The sequence below is a fragment of the Duganella sp. 1411 genome (genome assembly GCF_017833525.1).
GTDB lineage: Bacteria > Pseudomonadota > Gammaproteobacteria > Burkholderiales > Burkholderiaceae_D > Rugamonas.
Genome location: NZ_JAFICD010000005.1, coordinates 369,072 through 389,151, shown reverse-complemented (window position 1 = coordinate 389,151; position 20,080 = coordinate 369,072). Strand labels below are relative to the sequence as shown.

Sequence of the window (20,080 nt, the reverse complement as noted above, 5' to 3'; positions counted from 1 at the left end):
GAAGACCGCCGGCATCTCATCGCTTGGCTCCGGGGGCCGCCGACACGGTGGTTCCATCCGCGTCGTTGAGCACAGCGGATGTATCGATGCTGACGATCACCGACATGCCGGGCGCCAGGCGCTGCGCCTTGGCCTGTCCCGGGTCGATGCGTATCCGCACCGGGATGCGTTGGGCGATCTTGACGAAGTTGCCGGTGGCGTTATCCGCCGGCAGCACGCTGAATTCCGAACCGGTTGCCGGCGATATGCGTTCCACCTGTCCCGTCAGCACCGCGCCATCGAGCGCGTCGACCTTGAAGGTGGCGCTCTGCCCCACCTGAACGTTGTTCATCTGCGTCTCTTTCAGATTGGCGATGACCCACAACTGGCGCGGCACCAATCCCATCAAGTTGGCGCCGGTGTTGACGTAGGCGCCTTTGCGCACGGTGACCTGACCAAGCTGGCCGTCCTCGGGAGCGGTGATGCGCGTGTTATCGAGATCCACCTTGGCCGCCTTGAGCGCCGCTTCGGCATTCGCCACCGCCGCCTCCAGCGACAGTTTGTTGACCGTCACCGATTGCACCTGCTGTTTGGCGATATCCAGATTGGCGCGCGCCTGCGCCACGGCGGCCGCCGTCTGCGCCTGCGCCGCCTTCGAGGCGTCCTGCTCGCGCAGCGACAGCGAGCCGTCGGCCGCCAGCGAGTTGACCCGGCCCAGATCCGCCAGCGACTTGGCCGCCTGCGCCTGCGCGTTGGCCAGCGTGGCCTGATTCAGCAGCACGCCCGATGCCGCCGTCTTGCGCGACTGGTCCCAGTTGGCCAGCGCCGCCTTTTGCGCGGCCAGTTGCGCCTGCGCCTGTTCATAGCGCTGCTGGTAGATGCGGTCGTCGATCTGGACCAGCAAGTCGCCCTGCTTCACCTGCTGGAAGTCCTGCACCTTGACGTCGATGACATAGCCGGACAACTGGGTGCCGATCAGCGTGACCTGTCCGCGCACCAGCGCGTTCTCGGTCGAGACGATGGCGCTGCTGAACGGCGGCAGCCGCCACGCGTACAGCACGATCAGCACCCCGATCAGCGCGACCAGCGAGAACGCGATCGTGGAAACGATCTGGCCGCGGCGGCTTGGCGGCGGCGGTGGCGCCGCGGCGGCAGGTGCGGCGGCGGCAGGAGCGGAGGAAGTATCGGGAGTATTGGTAGCCATGTCGTTCAGCGTGATCCGGAATTGTTAAGAGAGACGTTGGCCATGCCGGTTTGGGCGTTTTGCTCCGGTTTGGGCTGGCACACCACACAAATCGACCACAGGTAGCGCGCCAGCATCCAGGCGAACGTGAGCACCGCCACCAGCGTAATCATCAAAAACACATCGTTGTAGGCGAGGATGTTGGCCTCGCGCGTGGCTGCGGCGCCCAGCGTGGCCACGCCTTGCGCGCTGCGGATCGACGGGTCGGCCAGCGTGGCGCCAAGCGCGGCGCCGCCGCTCTGGACCCGGGCCGCCACCTGCGGATCGAGCAGGGTCAAATGTTCGACCAGTATGCTGGAGTGGTACTTCTCGCGCATCACCTGGAAGGTGCCGACGATCGCCGATCCGAGCAGGCTGCCCAGCGTTTGCGTGATCGAGAACATGACGGAGAAGCTGACCAGATTACTCGGCGCCGCGATCACGGCGCCAAAGCCGGAGACGAACGTCGGCCCGATAAACAGGGCGCCGCCGAAGCCGAGCAGGAACTGGCTGATATACATGTCGGCCGGCCGGGTCAGATTGGTGGCGTTGGAATCCATGTAGGCGCCGATCGCCATCACCACCAGCGACAGCATCAGCTGCGCCGGGATGCGCGCCGGCGTGATCGTCAGCGCGCTGGCCAGCAGTCCGGCCAGGGTGCCGGCCATGACGATGATCCACAGCGTTTGCATCTGGTCGTTGGTCAGGCCCAGCGCCTGCAGAAAGCCCACCGTGCCGCTGGCCTCGGACTGCACGATGCGGATCAGCAGCACCGACATCGCCAGCCGCGCGATATTGGCGGTGGTGAGCCAGCGCGTGTTGATCAGCGGGCGCGCGCGGTTATGCTCGATCAGCAGCGCGGCGGTGATCAATACGATGGCGCCGGCCAGGCTCAGGCCCAGCCAGCGCGATTCCAGCCACCACACGGTGCGGCCCAGCGCCAGCACCGCCGACAGCAGCGCCACGCCCGGCGCGAACAGCGCGAACGTGACGAAGTCCATTTTTTCAAAGGCCTTGATGCGGTCTCCCGGCGGCAGCTTGAGGAACAACACGCCGGCCAGCGACACCAGGGCCAGTCCCAATTCGAAGAAGTACAGGCCGCGCCACTCGCCGAACTCCATCAGGTCCGACGAGAACAGGCGCGCCATCGGCAGCGCCAGTTGCGAGAAGCCGATGCCCAGCACCACCGCCTTGATCCGGTGCTGGGCCGGAAACGCCTGCAGCACATAATAGAGACCCAGGGTGGAGAGCGCGGCTCCGCTCATGCCGTGGGCGGCGCGCACGGCGATGGCCGATGCCAAGCCGTGCACGAACAGGTGGGCTACGGTGGCGACCGCGTACAGCACCAGGAATAATTCGGTGAACAGCCGCAGGCCGTATTGCTGGCGGAATTTGACCAGCAGGAGGTTCATCGACACGTTGGCCATCACGTAGGCGGCCGGCAGCCACTGGATCTCGGCCGAATAGACGCCGAGCGAGCCTTGAAGATAGGGCAGGTTGACCAGCACCAGCGCGTTGCCCAAGCCGCCGGTGATGGCGACGATGAAGCCGATGATGAAGAACGCCACCCGGCGCTCGGTCGTGTGGATAGGACTCGATGGCGATCCGGGTAGTGTCGGTCGCTCGTGCGGAAGCCAGACTTGAGGGGCGTACACGTCCATCGATACCAGTTCTTATGGGTCTTTTAGGGGATAGAAGTTGCTAGGAACGAGCATATCACTATGCTCGTCATTGTTGAAGTTCTGGAGACTGGCCAGAAGGAAGGGAAGGCTGCGCGGCACACACCGGAACCACGGAACCACGTAGGGCGGATTAGGCGGAACGCCGTAATCCGCCAATGCATGCGCCGTCGAGACGCACGCATGGCGGATTACGCTGCGCTAATCCGCCCTATGTGTCTCCGTGGTTACAGGGCGGCCGCGTCGACCTCGCGCTGGAAGTTGCGGTGCGCGGCCAGAGCTGCCTTGAACTCCGTCAGCGCCGGCACCACGGCGCCCGCAGCGACCACCCACAATGAAGGATCGGCCGAACCGTCTTCCATCTTCTCCGGCACGCCGGCCTTGCGCAGCAAGTCGGCGCCCGCGCCCACCGCCAGAATCGGCTTACAGTGACGGAACTGCTGACGCACGAAATCAAGGGCGTCGGCGTCGCCCATCAACATCTTGACACTGGCTTCGCCGTCGGCCACGACCACCGCGTCGTACAGCACCGGCGGACCGCCCTGGATCGTGATCTCGACATCCAGCGCGCTGCCATCGGCGGCGACCAGTTGTCCAAGCTGCGGCGCCACCAGACGCGGCACCGCGCCGGCGGTCAGCAAATCGGCGTAGATCGCCTTGACACCGGCGGCATCGACGCCATGCGCGGCCAGGATGGCGACCTTGCGCGCCTGCACACCCACCTCGCCCGGCCGCGCCAGCAGCGACAGCGAAGGCGACGGCGCGTAGTGCGGCTGCGGCGCGGCGGTCGCCAGCGGCATCGGCGGCGGCACTTCCAGGCCCAGGCCCTGCGCCACGCCTTCGGCCAGCACCGGATCGACGTTGGCCAGCATCGACAGCAGGCGCACGCGGATCGCCGGTGTCTGCACGCGTCCCAGCTCAAAGCTGAAGGCGTTGACGATGTGCGACTGCTCCGACGGCGTCTGGCTGATCCAGAACAGGCGCGCCTGCGAATAGTGGTCGGCGAACAGCTCCGGCTTGCCGCGCACCTTGTCCTCCGGCGCCTGTTTGACGCTGCTGAAGGCGGTCTGGAAGCCGGCCATCCCGGCCTGGAACGGATTACCGCCGCCCAGCGAGTTCGGTTCGTAGGCCACGCGTCCGCGCGCGATCGCCTGGCGATGCATGCCGTCGCGCTGGTTGTTGTGCACCTGCGCCACCGGCGTGTTGATCGGGATCTCGTGGAAGTTGGCGCCACCCAGGCGGCTGATCTGCGTATCCACGTACGAGTGGATGCGGCCTTGCAGCAGCGGGTCGTTGGTGAAGTCGATACCGGGCACCACGTGCGCGGTACAGAAGGCCACCTGCTCGGTCTCGGCGAAGAAGTTGTCCGGATTGCGGTTCAGGACCATCTTGCCGACGATCTGCACCGGCACCAGTTCCTCCGGCACGATCTTGGTCGCATCGAGCACGTCGAACGGGAATTGCTCCGCCTGTTCCTCGGTGAAGATCTGCAGGCCCAGCTCCCATTCCGGATAGGCGCCCGCCTCGATCGCCTCCCACAGGTCGCGGCGGTGGAAGTCCGGATCGGCGCCGATGATCTTGGCCGCTTCGTCCCACACCAGCGAGTGCGTGCCCGGCACCGGGTTCCAGTGGAATTTACAGAACACGGAAACGCCCTGCGCGTTCACCAGGCGGAAGGTGTGCACGCCGAAGCCCTGCATGGTGCGATAGCTGCGCGGGATGGCGCGGTCCGACATCTGCCACAGCAGCATGTGGGTCGATTCCGGCATCAGCGTGACGAAATCCCAGAAGGTGTCGTGCGCGCTGGAGGCCTGCGGCATCGCGAAGTGCGGCTCCGGCTTGACGGCGTGGACCAGGTCCGGGAACTTCATCGCGTCCTGGATGAAGAAGACCGGCATGTTATTGCCGACCAAATCCCAGTTGCCTTCGTCGGTGTAGAACTTGACGGCGAAGCCGCGCACATCGCGCACGGTGTCGGCCGAACCGCGCTCGCCGGCGACGGTGGAAAAGCGCACGAACACCGGCGTGCGTTTGCCGGCGGCGGCGAACGGCGCGGCGCGCGTGACGGCGCTCAAATCGCCATAGCTTTCGAAGTAGCCGTGGGCGCCCGAGCCGCGCGCGTGCACCACGCGTTCCGGAATACGCTCATGGTCGAAGTGGGTGATCTTTTCGCGCAGGATGAAGTCTTCCATCGCGGTCGGGCCGCGCAGGCCCACCTTGAGCGAATTCTGATTGTCGGCCACCGGCACGCCCTGGTTGGTGGTCAGGCGCTGGTCGGCGGAATCGACACGCACGCGGTCCAGCGGCTCGATGGTGGCGTTGACGCCATGCGGCGGCACGCCGGCGCCGGTCTTCGGCGAGGCGCTGGTTTCGCCGGTGGTGCTGGCGGTGGCGATGGGATTGGGCGGGGTGACCGTCTGGCCGGGCTGCGGCGCGCGTGCGGCGTCGCCATGCTCGCCCGGTTTATTGACGTTGAACGGCATGCCCTCGGCGGTCGCCTGGGTGCCGCTCACCTTGGCCAACAAGGCGGCTTCCTGTGGCACGCCGCCCAAACTGGTCGGGGGCGCAGCCGATGATGGTCCTGCGACGGTGCTCAATACGGAGCCAGCCCCCATAACGGAGGCTGGCGTCTTTTTACTATTTGCCATTGGATGTCCCTTGTGAACGGCGCCCGCACGGACCACCGGTCGCACCGGCAGCGATACCGGTCGGGCAGCCTGGATTACTTGCGTGAGCTCAGCAGCTTGGAGATGCCATAGCCGGCAGCGGCGGCGATCAGCACCGAGATCGCTGGGCTGGAACGCACGTGGCTGCGGCCCGACTCGGCCAGCTTTTTGTAGCTTTCGGTGACTTGCTTGCTGCGCGCGGCAACGCGCTCGGAAACGCTATCCACGGTGCCGGAGACGCTTTCAACGCCGTTGGCGACCTTGTCGACGCCGTTGTGGGCGCTGGTGGCCAGACGGTCGGCGGCTGGCGGAACTTTATCGGCAACGCGGTCGATGGCGGCATGCGCATCGGCGCGCAGGTCCTTGCCAATTTGGGTGACGCCGTCGCGGGTATTGTTGATTTTAGAATCGATGCTGTTTTCCATGATGTTTTCCTCTAGTTGGTTTCTCGTTTGTTTCTCAACACTGCAGGAACGACAATAGGCTCATCCATGCCATAGAACCGTGCGGAACCTAACAAACAGAGCCCCCCGGGAAAAGTTGTGCCGCGTTTGCTCCGATAAGTGAGTTGCCACACGGACGGCGTCCGCGACAAGGAGGATGCTCAGATAAAATACTGTCAGGAGCGCGGCATGTTTCCCATCTCGTCCACCACTTTGAGCGCGCCCAATGCGGCGAACTTCCCGCTGGTTTCACCGACGGCGGAGACGGCGCCGGTGGCTCAGGTCAACTCCTCGACGATCACCCCGGTCGGCTCCGCCACAGATGCCCCAGCGCAAGCATCGGTGACGGTGGATTTGTCGCCGGTGGCCAATTTCTTGCTCACCGTGTCGCAGTCGCAGGAGCAGATCACGCAGTTGCAGACCGCCGTCGCCAATGGCGACGATCCCCAGGAGGCCGCCGCCCGCGCCGCGACATTAAATGACGCCACGCAAAATGTAGTGAACGCATTCAACTTATTGCCCGGCGTGGACTTCAATCAGACACAGCCGCAAGGCCCGTCGCTGCTCAACAGTCTGGTGGAAAGCTTGAACCGGCAAAGCGCCAGCCGGGAGGCGGCGCAGAACCAGGCGCAGGCCCAGAGCCAGGCCCAGAGTCTGGCGCGGATCGGCGTTACGCTGCAACCGCCGCTGCTGTCGGACGCCGCCGCCGGCCTGTCGCTCGACAACGAGATTTTGCGCGCGTCGTTCAACACCGATAAGCAGTCCACCACCGAAACGCTGCAAAACACGCTCAACACCTTCAGCGAACTGGCGACCCGGTTCGCCGAGCAGTTGAGCGCCGCCGGCAGTGGCGCCCTGCCCGCGCTGGCCACCGCGCAGCAAGCGGCGTTGACGCCGGCCGACCTGGCGGCCAACGCGCGGCTCGATCTGGCGCGCGCGGAACTCGATCAGCTGGCGCAAAATCCGTTCCAGGAAACCGCCGCCGACCGGCTGGCGGCGCAGCGCGCGGCGCTGGAGCAGCCGCTCACGCCACGGGACACGGCGCCGGATTCGCCGATCGTCAATCCGCTGCGCGCATCGACGGCGGAAGTGATCGCCGCGCAGAACGCCGAGGCGCGGGAAGCCGACATCAACGCGCTGGCCTCGCAACAAACGCAGCAAGCGCAAAACGCGCAGTCGCTGCAGGCGGCCGACCAGGCGCAGCGCGATCAGGCGGCGGACCAGCTGACCAATCAGACCCAAAACCAGGCAGCCACGCAAGCGGCGAACCAGCAGGCCGACGCCGCACGCGAACAGGCCGACAGCGCCGCCGACGTGAACGCGCAGCGCAACGCGGCGCAGACGGCATCCGAAGCCGCGCAGGCGACGGCGGCCGCACAGGCGGCGCGGCAGCAGGCCGCATCGGGATTGAGCGCGGCCACCGCCGCCCGCGCGCAGGCGGCGACGCAGGCGACCATCGCGCAAAACGCCGCGGCCACCGCCGCGTCCAACAATCAGGCCAACGCCACCGCCGAGCAGCAAGCCGTGGCGGCGCAGAACGCGGCCACGAATCTGGCGGCCGCCGATGCCGCCGCTTCGGCGGCCCAGGCCCAGGCCCAGGCGGCACAAAGCGCGGCGGACCAACTGGCAGCCAGCGCGGCGCAGGCCAGCGCCACGGCCGCGCAGGCGCGCGCCGCCCTCGCCGCGGCGGCCACGCCGGAGGCGGCGAATGCGGCGGCGGCTATCCTCGCGCAACAGGCGTCGGCCGCGCAAACCACCGCCAGCAATCTGGCGGCGGCCAACGCGGCGGCGGCCGACGCGGCGCAGCAGGCACGCGCCGCGCAAGTGGCGGCGGTGCAAGCGGCCACGGTGCAAACCAATCCGCTACAGGGCAATCCGGCGCTGGCGGCGGCCATCGCCGCGTACAACATCACCGACCCGGCGCTGCTGGGCGCCAACGCGCGCGCCACGCAAGCGACCGTCAGCGCCATTCCGCGCGTGGCGGCGGTCTCCTCGCCGGCCAGAACGCGCGGTGTCGGCCAAGGCCAGTAAGGCGCGGTTCACGGTGCGGGCTGCGTGCGGAAATCGGCACAAGAATGGCTTACCGGCCGCGCGCCATCGCGCCGGCGGTGCGCGCGGCGGCCGGCCTGCAACCGAATTTAATTTCGGGCTCCGCGCCTTTCAAGGCCGCCGGCGCCAAAAAATTCCCGATCCCATCGTAAAGTCACACGATAATACGATTCGTTTTTAGCGATAATCACGGATTGCATTTCATAACCATCGACATCGGGAGTTCGCATGAATTTGAAGCACAGCGTGAAGCACATCGCCGCCGCCACGGCGCTCATGGCCGCCACCGGCGCTTACGCGCAGGACACCGTGGTCAAAATCGGCCATAGCGGGCCGCTGTCCGGCGCCCAGGCGTTTTCGGGCAAGGACAACGAAAACGGCGCGCGCCTCGCGGTGGAAGAACTCAACGCCAAGCCGATCACCGTCGGCGGCAAGAAGCTCAAATTCGAACTGCTGTCCGAGGACGACCAGGGCGACCCGAAAGCCGGCATGGCCGCCGCGCAGAAGCTGATCGACAACGGCGTCAAATACGTCGTCGGTCCTTACAACTCGGGCGTGGCGATTCCGTCCTCGCGCGCGTACAACGACGCCGGAGTGCTGGTGGCCACCATCGCCACCAATCCGAAGATCACGCAGCAAGGTTACAAGGGCCTGTTCCGCGTCAACGCCAGCGACTCCCAGCTCGGTTCCAAGATGGCGCTGTACGCGGCCAACGAACTCAAATTCAAAAACGTCGCGGTCATCGACGACCGCACCGCCTTCGGCCAGGGCGTGGCGGAGGAATTCAAGAAGCAGGCGAAAGCCTCCGGCATGACGGTGGCCGGGCACGAGTTCACCACCGACAAGGCGTTCGACTTCAACGCCATCCTGACCAAGTTGAAAAACAAGAAGGTCGAGGCGATTTTCTTTGGCGGCTATGCGCCGCAGGCGGCGCCGATGGTGCGTCAGATGAAGCAGTTGGGCATCACCGCCAAGCTGCTGGGCGGCGACACCATCTGCACGGCGGAGATGGGCAAACTGGGTGGCGACGCGGTCGGCGACAATGTCCTGTGCTCGCAGGGCGGCGCGATACTGGACAAGGCCACCAGCGGCCCGGCGTTCAAGGCCAAGTACAAGGCGCGCTACAAGCAGGATGCCGATGTCTATGCGGCGTCCTACTACGACGCGACCATGATGTACGCGCAAGCGATGCAGAAGGCGAATTCGATCGATCCGCAGAAGGTGGCGGCGGTCATCGGCTCCGGTTCGTATAAGGGCATCGCCGGCACCTACGCGTTCGACGAGCGTGGCGACATGAAGCAGTCGCCGGTGACCATCTTTACCTTCAAGGGTGGGCAGCCGGTGCCTTTGACCAGCTATTGACCCGCTAATTACGCGATCGCGCGGATTCACGTAGGGCGGATTAGCGCAGCGTAATCGGCCATGTATGCGTCTCGACGGCGCACGCAATGGCCGATTACGGCGTTCCGCCTAATCCGCCCTACGCCTTACGTGCTGCATTGTTCAGCGCGATGAGGCTGTCGAACGCCCACTGCGCGCCTTCGCACGCCTCGGCGATTTGCCGCTCGCCGGCGACGTTCCCGCGCAGCGCGTCGATGAATTCGCGCCAGCGCGGACCGGGGGAACCGGCGCCCCGCAAATAATCCAGCGGATGCGGCGCCAATCGCTCCGCCAGCCTTTTGTACAGCACCGCGCCGCCCAGCTGCGACCCTTCGACCACATAGCAAACACCCCAGCGCCACGCCGCGCCGCCTTGCGCGGGACTAGCCTGCGCCGTTACGCCTGGCGCCGCCGCCCCCATCCCGGCCAACGCCACATGCGCCAGATCCCGCCGGATCGCATGCAGATAATCCGGCAGCACGGGACCGTCGTCGAACTGCGCCAGCCACGCCTGGATCGGCGCCAGCCACCGCTCCAGCAACCGCAGATGATCGTGGTATGCGCACAGATCCGCGTCGCCGGCGGCCAATGGCGTGCGCGAGTCGAGCTCCGCATGACGCCGCGCCGTTGCCTGCCGCAGCGCCGTCAGCACATCTCGTTCCACGACGGAAATTTCTTCCACGATACTTCCCGAGTTTTATTGATAGCAAGATTTTACACAGCGTAGTGCTAGACCGCGCACAGTAGACGTTGGCGTTTTCTGAAAAAATGGAGCTCAGGTAAAATTTATGGACTACCAGCATAATGCCTATGACCCAAAACCAATCCCAGAATTGCTCCGTACTGTTGATCGACGATGAAGCGATGGCCGAGGACTTGATCGGCTATCACATGGCGCGCCAGCAGGGTATCACGCTGCGCTACGACAACCGCGCCGAATTGGCCGTCGAACTGTGCAAGGAAACGGAAGCGAACGTCCTGCTGGTCGACCTGCGCATGCCAGGCGCCGACGGCTTCGACGTGATCCGCATGCTGCGCGCCGATCCGTACACCGAGCACCTGCCGGTGATATTGCTGTCGTCCGAGGACGATGCCGATATCAAGGCGCAGGCGTTCGCGCTCGGCGCCAACGACTACCTGGTGAAATGGCCGGAGGCGCGCGAGCTGGAGGCGCGCATCCGCTACCACTGCGCCGCCTACCAGGCGCGCCAGCAGCGCGACGCCGCCTTCCTGGAATTGCGCCAGCGCGAGGAGGAATTGCGAGTCAGCCAGGCCGCCCTGCACCAGGCGCAAAAGATGGAGGCCATCGGCCAGCTGACCGGCGGCGTGGCGCACGATTTCAACAACGTCCTGCAAATCATCAGCGGCAACCTGCATCTGCTGCAGATGGTCGGCGACGTCAACCCGCAAGGCATGGTGCGCATTGAGAACGCGCTCAATGGCGTCGAACGCGGCGCGCGGCTGGCCGCGCACCTGCTGGCGTTCGCGCGCCGGCAGCCGCTGCAAAGCGCGGTGGTCGACCTGACGCCGGTGCTGGCCGATATGGACGACATGCTGCGCCGCGTGCTCGGTCCGCGCGCGGTGGTGATCGCCGACATCGCGCCGCGCTTGTGGAACACCGACGTCGACGTCAGCCAGCTCAATAACGTGATCCTGAACCTGGCCATCAACGCGCGCGACGCCATGGGCGGCGACGGCACGCTGACCATCCGCGCCCGCAATCTGCAGGCCGGCTCGGAGCAGCTGGCCAAGATCGGCGACGGCCAGGGCGACTATGTGCTGATCGAGATCGCCGACACCGGGTCGGGCATGTCGCAGGAGGTGATGCAGCGCGCGTTCGAGCCGTTCTTCACCACCAAGCCGACCGGCCAGGGCACGGGGCTTGGCCTGAGCATGGCCTACGGTTTCGTCAAGCAGTCCGGCGGCGAGATCGCGCTGCAAAGCACCCTGGGCACCGGTACCTGCGTGCAGATCTACCTGCGCCGCAGCGAGGCGCAGGCCGAACCGGAGCACCACGCCGCGCTACAGGCTTTGACCGGCGGCGTGGAGACCATACTGGTGGTGGAGGACGAGGAGGCGGTGCGCGCGGCGACGGTCGACATGCTGGCGACGCTGGGCTACCAGGTGCTCAGCAGCGCCAACGCGGAACAGGCGACGCACCTGATCGACGGCGGCGTCCATATCGACCTGCTGTTTACCGATGTGATGATGCCGGGCCGCGTGAGCAGCCTGGAATTGAGCGAAATGGTACGCGCCAAGCTGCCCCACGCGCACATCCTGTTCACGTCCGGCTATGCGGAAGGCGTGCTGTCGCACGACGGCAGGCTACCGCCGGGCGTCAATCTGCTGCAAAAACCCTATACCGTCGAAACCCTCAGTTCGCGCATCCGCCACCTGCTGCGCAAGAACAACGCCGCTACTGCGGCTTGACGTAGCGGTGCGACCCCGGCGGGGGCTCGTTGAGCACCGCCCAGAATATCCCCAGGTCGGCGATCGCCCGCACGAACTCCTGGAAATCGACCGGCTTGACCACGTAGGCGTTCACGCCCAGTTCATAGCTGCGGATCAGGTCCTGCTCTTCGCGGGAGGATGTCAGCATCACCACCGGAATGCTCTTGAGCGTGGCGCTGCCACGGATCTCGGCCAGCACCTCCAGGCCGTCGACCTTGGGCAGCTTCAAATCGAGCAGCACCACGGCCGGATTGCCCTGCTCGCGGTTGGCGAACGTGCCGCGCGCGTGCAAATAATCGAGCGCGTCGGCGCCATCACGCACGACGATTACTTCGTTGGCCAATTGGCTGCGTTCCAGCGCAATCAGCGTCAGCTCCAAATCGTGAGGGTTGTCTTCAACCAGCAGGATAGGCTTTAACATAGGCGTGCCTCAAACTTTATCTGTATTTGTATTTGCATTGGTGGGGATGGCAAAGGAGAACGTCGCCCCCTCGCCCGGCGCCGACCGCGCCCAAACGCGGCCCCCGTGTCGTTCGACGATCCGCCGCACGTTCGCCAGGCCGATGCCGGTGCCCTGGAAGTCCTCCATCCGGTGCAGCCGCTGGAAAACGCCAAACAGCTTGTGAGCGTAGTCCATATTGAAGCCGACGCCGTTGTCGGCGATATGGAACACGGTTTCCTCGGGCAGCTGCTCGCTGGTGACGCGTATCACGGCCGGATCGCTCTGCCCCGTGAACTTGACGGCGTTCGAGAGCAGATTGTACAACGCCAGCTGCAGGAAAGACGGGTCGGCGACGATCTCCGGCAGGTCGTCCACCTGCCAGTCGATACGGCGCGCCGGCGTGTCCGGTTCCAGCTTGTCGATGCAGCCGCGCACCAGATCGGTCATGCGCACGCGCACCGGGCGCAGGGCCGCGCGGCCCATCTGCGAAAAACTGAGCAGATCGTCCACCAGCTTGCCCGCCAGCCGCGCCGATTCCTTGATGTTGACCAGGAAGCGCTGGCGCCGTTCCGGATTGTCGCTGCCGGCCGTTTCCATCAGCAGATCGGAAAAGCCGACGATGTGGCGCAGCGGCGCGCGCAGGTCGTGCGACACCGAATACGAGAACGCCTCGAGCTCCTTGTTGGCGCGCCCCAGCTCCTCGGCCAGATCGGCCATCTGCTCGGCGCGTTCGAGCGCGATACCCAGCAGCGCGGTGCGGAATTCCAGCGCCAGTTCGAGCTCGCCCTCGTGCCACGGCGCCGAAGTGCCGTGGACCGCCTCGCGCCAGCTGGTGAAGCTGGTGCGCGGCGACAGCTTGCCGGCGGCCTTTTCCATTTTTTCGGGACGGCCGGCCCAATCGATCGCGTACACCACCTCGGGACGGAACCACAGCAGATAATGCTGGTGGATGCGCGAAATAGGCATCGCCAGCAAACCGCTGGCGGAGCCGGTGTAGGCCGCCGCCGCCGGCACATGCGTGCTCAGATGGTCGCTGTGGAACAGGTCCTGGTGGACGTTGGCGCTGAGCCAGTCCACCAAGCCGCGTATCTGCTCGTCGTCCGGCGTGTGGCCGTAGCTGATCAAACGGTCGTCGACCACGATGGCGACGCCGCCGGCGCGGGCGAAGCGCAGCAGCTCGGGCAGCACGCTGCGCAGGTTTTCGATGAAGTCCGCGCCCTGTGTGAGCCCGCCCAGCAGGCTGACCATCACGCGCCGCACCTCGAGCCGGAACTGCATCTGGTCGGCGTCGGCGCGGTTGCGGATGCGCAGCGCCAGGATTTGCCCCAGCTGCTCGCACACGCTGCGCTGGTGGAAGCTCAGGTGGCGCGCCTGCGCGTGGTGGCACGAGATCAAGCCCCACAGCTTGCCCTTGACGATCAGCGACACCGACATCGACGCCAGCGTTCCCATGTTGCGCATGTATTGCAGGTGGATCGGCGAGACGCTGCGCAGCGACGCGAACGACAGGTCGTTGGGCTTTCCGGTCAGGGGATTCTCGGGCGGCACCAGCCGCGCCGGCTGGTAGTCGGCATCCTGGATCAGGCGGATCCGGTTGGCCAGATACAGCTCGCGGGCTTGGCGCGGAATGTCGCTGGCCGGGAAGCGCTGGCCAAGATAGCTGTCGTAACCGTCATCGACACATTCGGCAAGCACGTTGCCGTGGCCTTCGTCGTCGAAGCTGTAGACCAGCACCCGGCCGAAACCGGTCAGCGCGCTGATCTCGCTGGCGGCCAACTGGCACAATTCGGCGATCGTATCGGCATCGCTGATCTTGTTGAGGAAATCGCCGACCAGCGGATAGAGCTGCTGCATGCCGGCGCCGACGGTGCTGCGCGAACGCTCGAATTCGAGCACCAGCAATTCGTCGTAGGCGTGCGCCAGGACGTCGAACGACTCGCCCTCCAGACCGACCGTGGCGATGTAGGCGGGACGCTCGCGCAGCTGGCCGCCGCGCAGGTTGGGCTCCAGCGCCTGGGCGCCGGCGGCGCCGATGACGTCCGTCAGCGGCCGCCCCAGCGCGCTCTCCGGGGCGATACCGGTGAATTGGGCGAGATTGTCGCTAACCTGCAGCACCTCGAGGCGCAGCGACAGCGCCAGCAAAAAACCGTGCGGCTGAATGCTGCCTGGCGTGCGTATAGGCTCGCTTTCACATGTCGTCAAGTCGGTGTCGTTGCTGGCCTGTGGCATGGTGGCTGCGGGCGAACCCGGTGTTAACAAAGCCGCATGATATCAACTTTTGACGCCGCCCGACGCACGATGCATCGCCAAACACGGTTCATCGGTGGTCCACTTAACCGAGTTGCAGTTCCCAGTAGCCGACGTCGACCCAGCGGTCGAACTTGCGGCCCACCTGCTTGAAGTGGGCGACTTTTTCAAAGCCCAGGCGCTCGTGCAGCGCGACGCTGGCCGGATTGGGCTGGGCGATGCCGCCGATGGCCATGTGGATTTCCCGCGCGCGCAGCTCTTCGAGCAAGGTTTTGTACAGCGCCGAGCCGATGCCCTTGCCGCCCTGCCCCGGCGCGACGTAGACGCTGGTCTCCGCCGAAAAACGGTAGGCGCTGCGCGCGCGCCATTTGGTCGCGTAGGCATAGCCGGCCACCTTGCCCTCGGACTCGTAGACAAACCATGGCAAGGCCGCCGTCACGTCGCGGATGCGGCCGGCCATTTCGTCCGGCGTGACGGGGTGTTCTTCAAAGCTGATCGTCGTGGTGGCGACGTAGTGGTTATAGATATCGACGATGGCGGAGGCATCGTCCGGTGTTACGGGTCTGATCATAGTCATCTACTTACTCTACCTCGTGCGGTGTGAAAATCGTCGAAAAGGGGAATGATGGCCAGAGACAGCACCATCAACGCCAGGGGAACGGTGGCGATAAAGCCCACATACTTGAAACCGAAGGCGCCGGCCAGGCCGCCAAGCAGGAAAGCGCCCAGCAAGGAGCATAGCAGCGATAGCCGGTCGCGGTCTGCCACGACCTTGTCCCCCGCCGTCCCGGCGCCGCCCGCGTTCCAGTAAAGCAGTTTGCCCAGTTCGATGCCGATGTCGGTCACCAGTCCGGTGACGTGGGTGGTGCGGATTTCCGCGCGCGACACCTTGGTGACGATGGCGTTTTGAAGTCCCATCACAAAACACAGCAGCGCCACCGTGGCGGGAAGGTGGCCGTGCTCCGCCAGCCGGCTGCCCATCAGGCCGAACACCAGCAGCAGCGCCGACTCCAGCGTCAGCGGCAGCGCGTAGCGGCTATGCGCGCCACGGCGCCGGCCCCAGTTGATCAGGATGGCGGAGGTGGCCGCGCCCAGGAAGAAGGCGAACAACGACGCCGCCCCCGCCAGCAGCAGCCCCAAGTCGCCCAGCGCGGCGTTGTCGGCCAGCGCCGAGACGATGCCCGACATGTGGGACGTGTACTGTCCCACCGCGAAAAAACCGCCGGCGTTGACCGCTCCGGCCACGAAGGCCAGCGCGCGGCCAAGACGGCGGTTGCTGATATCGGTGCGGTGCGGGCTGGTTAGGGCACGCAGGTAGTGCATGGGCATGGCGGCCTCGCTTGCGGTCTGCTGTCGGCCATTTGATTGTAATCGATCCGCGTACGGAATCAGAAATCGTGATTGGGCGGATAATCGGAATAGAAGTCGTTATCCCACCGGAAGTGGGTGGTGGAGACGGTGATGGTGATATCGAGCGCCTCGACGAAATGCCACCAGCCGACCGGCAGGAACAGGATCTCGCCCGGCTCCAGCACGCAGTCGATCACCGGCACGCCGGCCATCATCGGGAAGCGCTGGACGTCGATGGCGCGTCCGTCGACCGGTGTAAAACAGTGCCGCTGGTTGTACAAGCTGGGGATGTCGCATGGCGCGATCAGGCGCACGCGCTTGCGGCCTGCGATCTGGATCATGAAGTTGTTGGTCAGGTCGTGGTGGAACGGCGTGAGCGTGCCGGCCGGCCCAAACCAGAAAAAGCCGCGCCGCTCCTGGTTCAGATACTCGTCCAGCGGCGGCAGATCGGCCATCAGCTCTTGCAGCGCCTCGCGATTCTGTTCGTCGTTGTTGGCGGTCATGTAGAAATCGTTGGTGCGGCCGCTGGCGCGCACCAGCTCCACATACACGCCAAAGGGCATGCGGCGCTTGTGGGCCTGGCTATTCAACTCGTAGTTTGGATCGGCGTCGCGGCCGAACTGCACCTCAACCTCACGTTCGCCCAGATGTCCGCTCAAATAATCCAGCGTCCACTTGGTGCGGGCGACGCAGTCTTCCAGCATGCCGGTGATGATCACCGGCTGGTTGCGGCGGTAATGCTCTTCGAGGAACGCCTCGCCGGACAGGCGCTCGCGGCGCGGCACTTCTGACGGCGCCAGCCGGTTCAAGCGCGACTGGATGCCCAGCACCCAGTCGCGCTTGGCCAGCCGGTTGTGCAAACGCGACGCGCCCCGCAGGTAGGGGCTGCGCAGCGCGGCGTCCACCTCCGCGACGGCATCGTGCTCGCTGATGCCGGACTGGATCAGGATGCCGGCCAAAGCCTGCGGCCGGCCGCCGAGCATCAGGTTCTCGGCGATCCAGGTGCGCCATGCGTCGTCCACAACGACAGGGGAAACGGCTGCATGGCGCGTCATCGCTTAACGTCCTTTCCAGACGGCGCTGGTCAGGGCGCCATTGGCGTCGCCGTCCAACTCCCAGGAGAAGGCGCCGCGCAGGTTTTGATCCCGGACGTACTGCATCTTGGTTGCGATCACGGTCGGGTCGTCGTAGCTCCACCACTCACCGCCGCCGGTGTACAGGTATAGCTGCTTGGTCGTTGGATGATACCAGCGCGACCCGGTTTTGTTAATCAGCACCTTGTAGTCGTCGATGCCGGCCTCGTAGGCGCCGGTCGCCGCGCCGCTGGCGCCCTGATACAGGCCGTTGCCGTTCGGCCCCGCCGCCACGCCCTTCCATCCGCGCCCGTAGAACGGCACGCCGAGCAGGATTTTATTGCGCGGCATCCCGGCGGCCACCAGCGCCGTGATGGCGTCGTGGCTGTTGTACTTGGCCAGGTTGCCGGTCGATGGATCGGCCGGATCGTGGTACAGCGGCGCGTGGAAGTTGGTGGTCGATTCCCAGCCGCCGTGGAAGTCGTAGGTCATCAGATTGACCCAGTCCATGTACTGGCCGTAGAGCGCCGGTTCGGTCTGGGCGATCTTCTCGCCGCCGGCGCCGATGGCCGCCGTCAGCGCATAACGCTTGCCGTCGATGGCGCCCTGGGCGTCGAGCTGGGCGCGGAATTCGGCCATCAGCAAGGTGAAGTTATGCTTGTCGTTGGCCGTGTCGACCGTGTTGTAAGGCTGGCCGCCGCCGCCCGGGTATTCCCAGTCGATGTCGATGCCGTCAAACACGCCCTTGGCCGCGCCCGCGCCGCCGCGTCCATCCTGGACCGGCAGGTCGCCGGCGATGAACATCTTCACGCAGGACTTGGCCAGCTGTTTGCGCAGCGCGTCGGTCTTGGCGGCCGCCGAGAAGTTCTTCGACCAGCTCCAGCCGCCGAGCGAGATGAAGACCTTGAGGTTCGGATGCGCGGCCTTGAGCAGCTTCAGTTGCAGGAAGTTGCCGCTCAATGGCGCATCCCATGGCACGGCCTGGCCGTTGACGGTGCGCGCCGGCGACCGCTGATAGTCGGCGTAGGCGTCGCCGCCGGTGCCGGCGTCCGGAGAGCTGGGATTCGATCCGCCCGTTTCGGCCTTGGTGACCATGTCGCATTCATAGCCGCCGTTCTTGGCGTAGGTGTTGCCGAAGGCGTAGTTGATGAACGTGAGCTGGTCGGCGACGCTGGTCTGCACGCCATTGACCGGCGTTTTGGTGGTGTGGATGTCGGCCACTTCGTAGCTGCGGCCGTACACGCCCCACTGCGCGAAGTAGGAGCCGATTTCGCGGCCGCCGGGGGTGGGCGTGGGCGTGGGCGTCGGAGTAGGTGTCGGCGTTGGGGTGGGTGTCGGGGTGGGCGTCGGCGTCGGGGTGGGTGTCGGAGTAGGCGTCGGCGTGGCGGTTTGCAGAGCCCAAGGACCCCACTCCTCCGTGCCGGGCACGTTGTTCTGCGTCCACCACTTGGCCTTGTAGACCGCGCCGTTGTAGGTGACGCACATGTCGACCGTGTAGATCGCCGTCGCGGACCAGGCCGGACAACTATCGGCGGCCGCCGCGGCGGTTTGCACCGCCGCCAGCAACTTCATGTTCGGTGTATCGGAAGCGGGGGTTTCGCTACCCCCGCCACAAGCCGCCAGCATGCCGGCGATCAGGCCCATCACGGCCGCATTCCCCTTCACTGCACGTTCCATCATCTCTCCTTCGGGTGGGTGAACTATGCTTTTCTTGTGTTTTCAGGATGGAACCGAAAGAATTGGTAGTCAAGTGGTTTTAATAATTACCGCCACTTCAATACCAGTTTCACATAGAGAAGAGTTTCCGGAGAAAGGAACCATGGCAGTTAAGACATGGATAGTAAGCACACACTAACGATGCCGCCCATTGGCTGCACAAGCGGGTGAAACAGGCATCTTAATACCCGCACATAAAACATTTTGTTAAGCGGCGAGTACCAATTTCGAGGAATAAAAAAGTGGTACTGCAGCAGAGCTGATATTAAAGCTGTTAATGGGAGACGGGTAAAACAGCGCGCGCGATACCGTCGCGAATTTCCAGAACGCGCGGCGAGGTTTTACCAAAACTCATTTTGTAGCAAACCTGGCCATCCTTCCAGGCGGTCGGCAATACCATCAGCAATTGGAAGGCGCTCGGGTCCTCGTCCTTGCAGGGAAAGATGGTCGGCGTGCCGGCCAGCACGATGGCCTGCATGGGCCGCTCGCCGTCGATTTCCACGTGGTGGCCGCGCACCGAGATCGCCCTGCTGGCGCCAGCGAAATCGTCAAGCTGAACGTGTCCCACGACACTATCGTTGCGCCCATCGACGACCAGATTGAGCCGCAGGGTCGGGCCGCCGTCGACGGCGCTGTTGACTTCGTATATGGCGGTAAATAATTGACTCATGATGTACTCTCCAGGTGGACGCAAATGCATGGGTGCACTGTATCGACCGGCTGGGAAAGCCGCCTTCCGGTTACCTTCCGGCTGCTAAGCGACTGATTTCAAAGAGTTTCATGAATTAAAAAACAACATCCCGCAGGCGCTTGCGCGGCTGCGGGATGGCATCGGAAACGGCTATGGGGCCGTATCAGCGCTTCGGAAGCCGCCAGTCCGGGCGCACGTAGTGGCAGGTGTAGCCGTTCGGAATGCGCTCGAGGTAATCCTGATGCTCCGGTTCCGCCTCCCAGAACGGGCCGGCCGGCGCAAGCTCCGTGACCACCTTGCCCGGCCACAAACCGGAGGCGTTGACGTCCGCGATGGTGTCTTCGGCCGTGGCTTTTTGTTGATCGTCGACATAGAAAATAGCCGAACGATAACTCGTGCCGACGTCGTTGCCCTGCCGGTTGGGGGTGCTGGGATCGTGGATCTGGAAGAAGAACTCCAGGATTTTGCGGTAGCTGATGACCGACGGATCAAAGTTAATTTCGATCGCCTCGGCATGCGTGCCGTGATTGCGGTAGGTCGCGTTGGCCACGTCGCCACCGCTATAACCGACGCGCGTGCTCTCGACACCCGGCATTTTACGGATTAAATCCTGCATGCCCCAAAAACAGCCGCCGGCCAGAATGGCTTTCTCAATCGTCATCATCATTCCTTTTTAATATGGGATCTGCACT

Annotated in this window: 16 protein-coding genes; 3 read left to right on the top strand and 13 right to left on the bottom strand. The window is 64.8% G+C overall.

The window, feature by feature from the left end:
- Positions 1–16: 16 nt before the first annotated feature.
- From JOD97_RS24650 to JOD97_RS24635, 4 genes are all read right to left on the bottom strand, one after another.
- Positions 17–1,183 (bottom strand): HlyD family secretion protein, encoded by a 1,167-nt coding sequence (locus JOD97_RS24650; protein ID WP_209724459.1) that lies wholly within the window; start codon positions 1,181–1,183, stop codon positions 17–19.
- Between the two features lie 5 nt (positions 1,184–1,188).
- Positions 1,189–2,769, bottom strand: coding sequence for an MFS transporter (locus tag JOD97_RS24645; protein WP_373999931.1), 1,581 nt, complete (start codon positions 2,767–2,769; stop codon positions 1,189–1,191).
- Positions 2,770–3,107: 338 nt separating this feature from the next.
- Positions 3,108–5,528 (bottom strand): catalase, encoded by a 2,421-nt coding sequence (locus JOD97_RS24640; RefSeq protein WP_209724455.1) that lies wholly within the window; start codon positions 5,526–5,528, stop codon positions 3,108–3,110.
- Positions 5,529–5,602: 74 nt separating this feature from the next.
- Positions 5,603–5,971: a hypothetical protein gene (locus JOD97_RS24635; RefSeq protein WP_209724453.1), complete on the bottom strand. Its 369-nt coding sequence runs from the start codon at positions 5,969–5,971 to the stop codon at positions 5,603–5,605.
- Between the two features lie 207 nt (positions 5,972–6,178).
- On the opposite strand from JOD97_RS24635, the gene JOD97_RS24630 reads away from it, so the two are divergent.
- Positions 6,179–8,020, top strand: coding sequence for a hypothetical protein (locus tag JOD97_RS24630; RefSeq protein ID WP_209724451.1), 1,842 nt, complete (start codon positions 6,179–6,181; stop codon positions 8,018–8,020).
- 246 nt (positions 8,021–8,266) lie between these two features.
- Positions 8,267–9,400, top strand: a complete 1,134-nt coding sequence (locus JOD97_RS24625; protein ID WP_209724449.1) for a branched-chain amino acid ABC transporter substrate-binding protein — start codon at positions 8,267–8,269, stop codon at positions 9,398–9,400.
- 118 nt (positions 9,401–9,518) lie between these two features.
- On the opposite strand, the gene JOD97_RS24620 is transcribed toward JOD97_RS24625, so the two are convergent.
- The gene (locus JOD97_RS24620; protein WP_373999930.1) at positions 9,519–10,100 is read right to left on the bottom strand and encodes a biliverdin-producing heme oxygenase; all 582 of its coding nucleotides are present in this window, start codon (positions 10,098–10,100) and stop codon (positions 9,519–9,521) included.
- Between the two features lie 128 nt (positions 10,101–10,228).
- On the opposite strand from JOD97_RS24620, the gene JOD97_RS24615 reads away from it, so the two are divergent.
- Positions 10,229–11,848 carry a response regulator gene (locus JOD97_RS24615; RefSeq protein ID WP_209724447.1) on the top strand — a complete coding sequence of 540 codons (1,620 nt, stop codon included), beginning with the start codon at positions 10,229–10,231 and terminating at the stop codon, positions 11,846–11,848.
- On the opposite strand, the gene JOD97_RS24610 is transcribed toward JOD97_RS24615, so the two are convergent.
- The 8 genes from JOD97_RS24610 to msrA form a co-directional block, all read right to left on the bottom strand.
- Positions 11,835–12,290, bottom strand: a complete 456-nt coding sequence (locus tag JOD97_RS24610; RefSeq protein ID WP_209724445.1) for a response regulator — start codon at positions 12,288–12,290, stop codon at positions 11,835–11,837. The genes JOD97_RS24615 and JOD97_RS24610 overlap by 14 nt on opposite strands.
- A gap of 9 nt (positions 12,291–12,299) precedes the next feature.
- Positions 12,300–14,540 (bottom strand): ATP-binding protein, encoded by a 2,241-nt coding sequence (locus tag JOD97_RS24605; RefSeq protein ID WP_209724443.1) that lies wholly within the window; start codon positions 14,538–14,540, stop codon positions 12,300–12,302.
- Positions 14,541–14,643: 103 nt separating this feature from the next.
- Positions 14,644–15,129, bottom strand: a complete 486-nt coding sequence (locus tag JOD97_RS24600; protein WP_209724441.1) for an arsinothricin resistance N-acetyltransferase ArsN1 family B — start codon at positions 15,127–15,129, stop codon at positions 14,644–14,646.
- A 2-nt stretch (positions 15,130–15,131) separates the two neighbouring features.
- Entirely contained in the window at positions 15,132–15,887 is a 756-nt protein-coding gene (locus tag JOD97_RS24595) for a YoaK family protein (protein ID WP_209724439.1), read from the bottom strand.
- A 59-nt stretch (positions 15,888–15,946) separates the two neighbouring features.
- On the bottom strand, positions 15,947–16,963 hold the full coding sequence (locus JOD97_RS24590; RefSeq protein ID WP_209724437.1) for a cupin-like domain-containing protein: 1,017 nt from the start codon (positions 16,961–16,963) through the stop codon (positions 15,947–15,949).
- 3 nt (positions 16,964–16,966) lie between these two features.
- Complete coding sequence (locus JOD97_RS24585; protein ID WP_209724435.1) at positions 16,967–18,658, bottom strand: glycosyl hydrolase family 18 protein; 1,692 nt, start codon at positions 18,656–18,658, stop codon at positions 16,967–16,969.
- Between the two features lie 313 nt (positions 18,659–18,971).
- On the bottom strand, positions 18,972–19,367 hold the full coding sequence (locus JOD97_RS24580) for a DUF1842 domain-containing protein (protein WP_209724433.1): 396 nt from the start codon (positions 19,365–19,367) through the stop codon (positions 18,972–18,974).
- 184 nt (positions 19,368–19,551) lie between these two features.
- Positions 19,552–20,055: a peptide-methionine (S)-S-oxide reductase MsrA gene (gene msrA, locus JOD97_RS24575; protein WP_209724431.1), complete on the bottom strand. Its 504-nt coding sequence runs from the start codon at positions 20,053–20,055 to the stop codon at positions 19,552–19,554.
- Positions 20,056–20,080 lie beyond the last annotated feature (25 nt).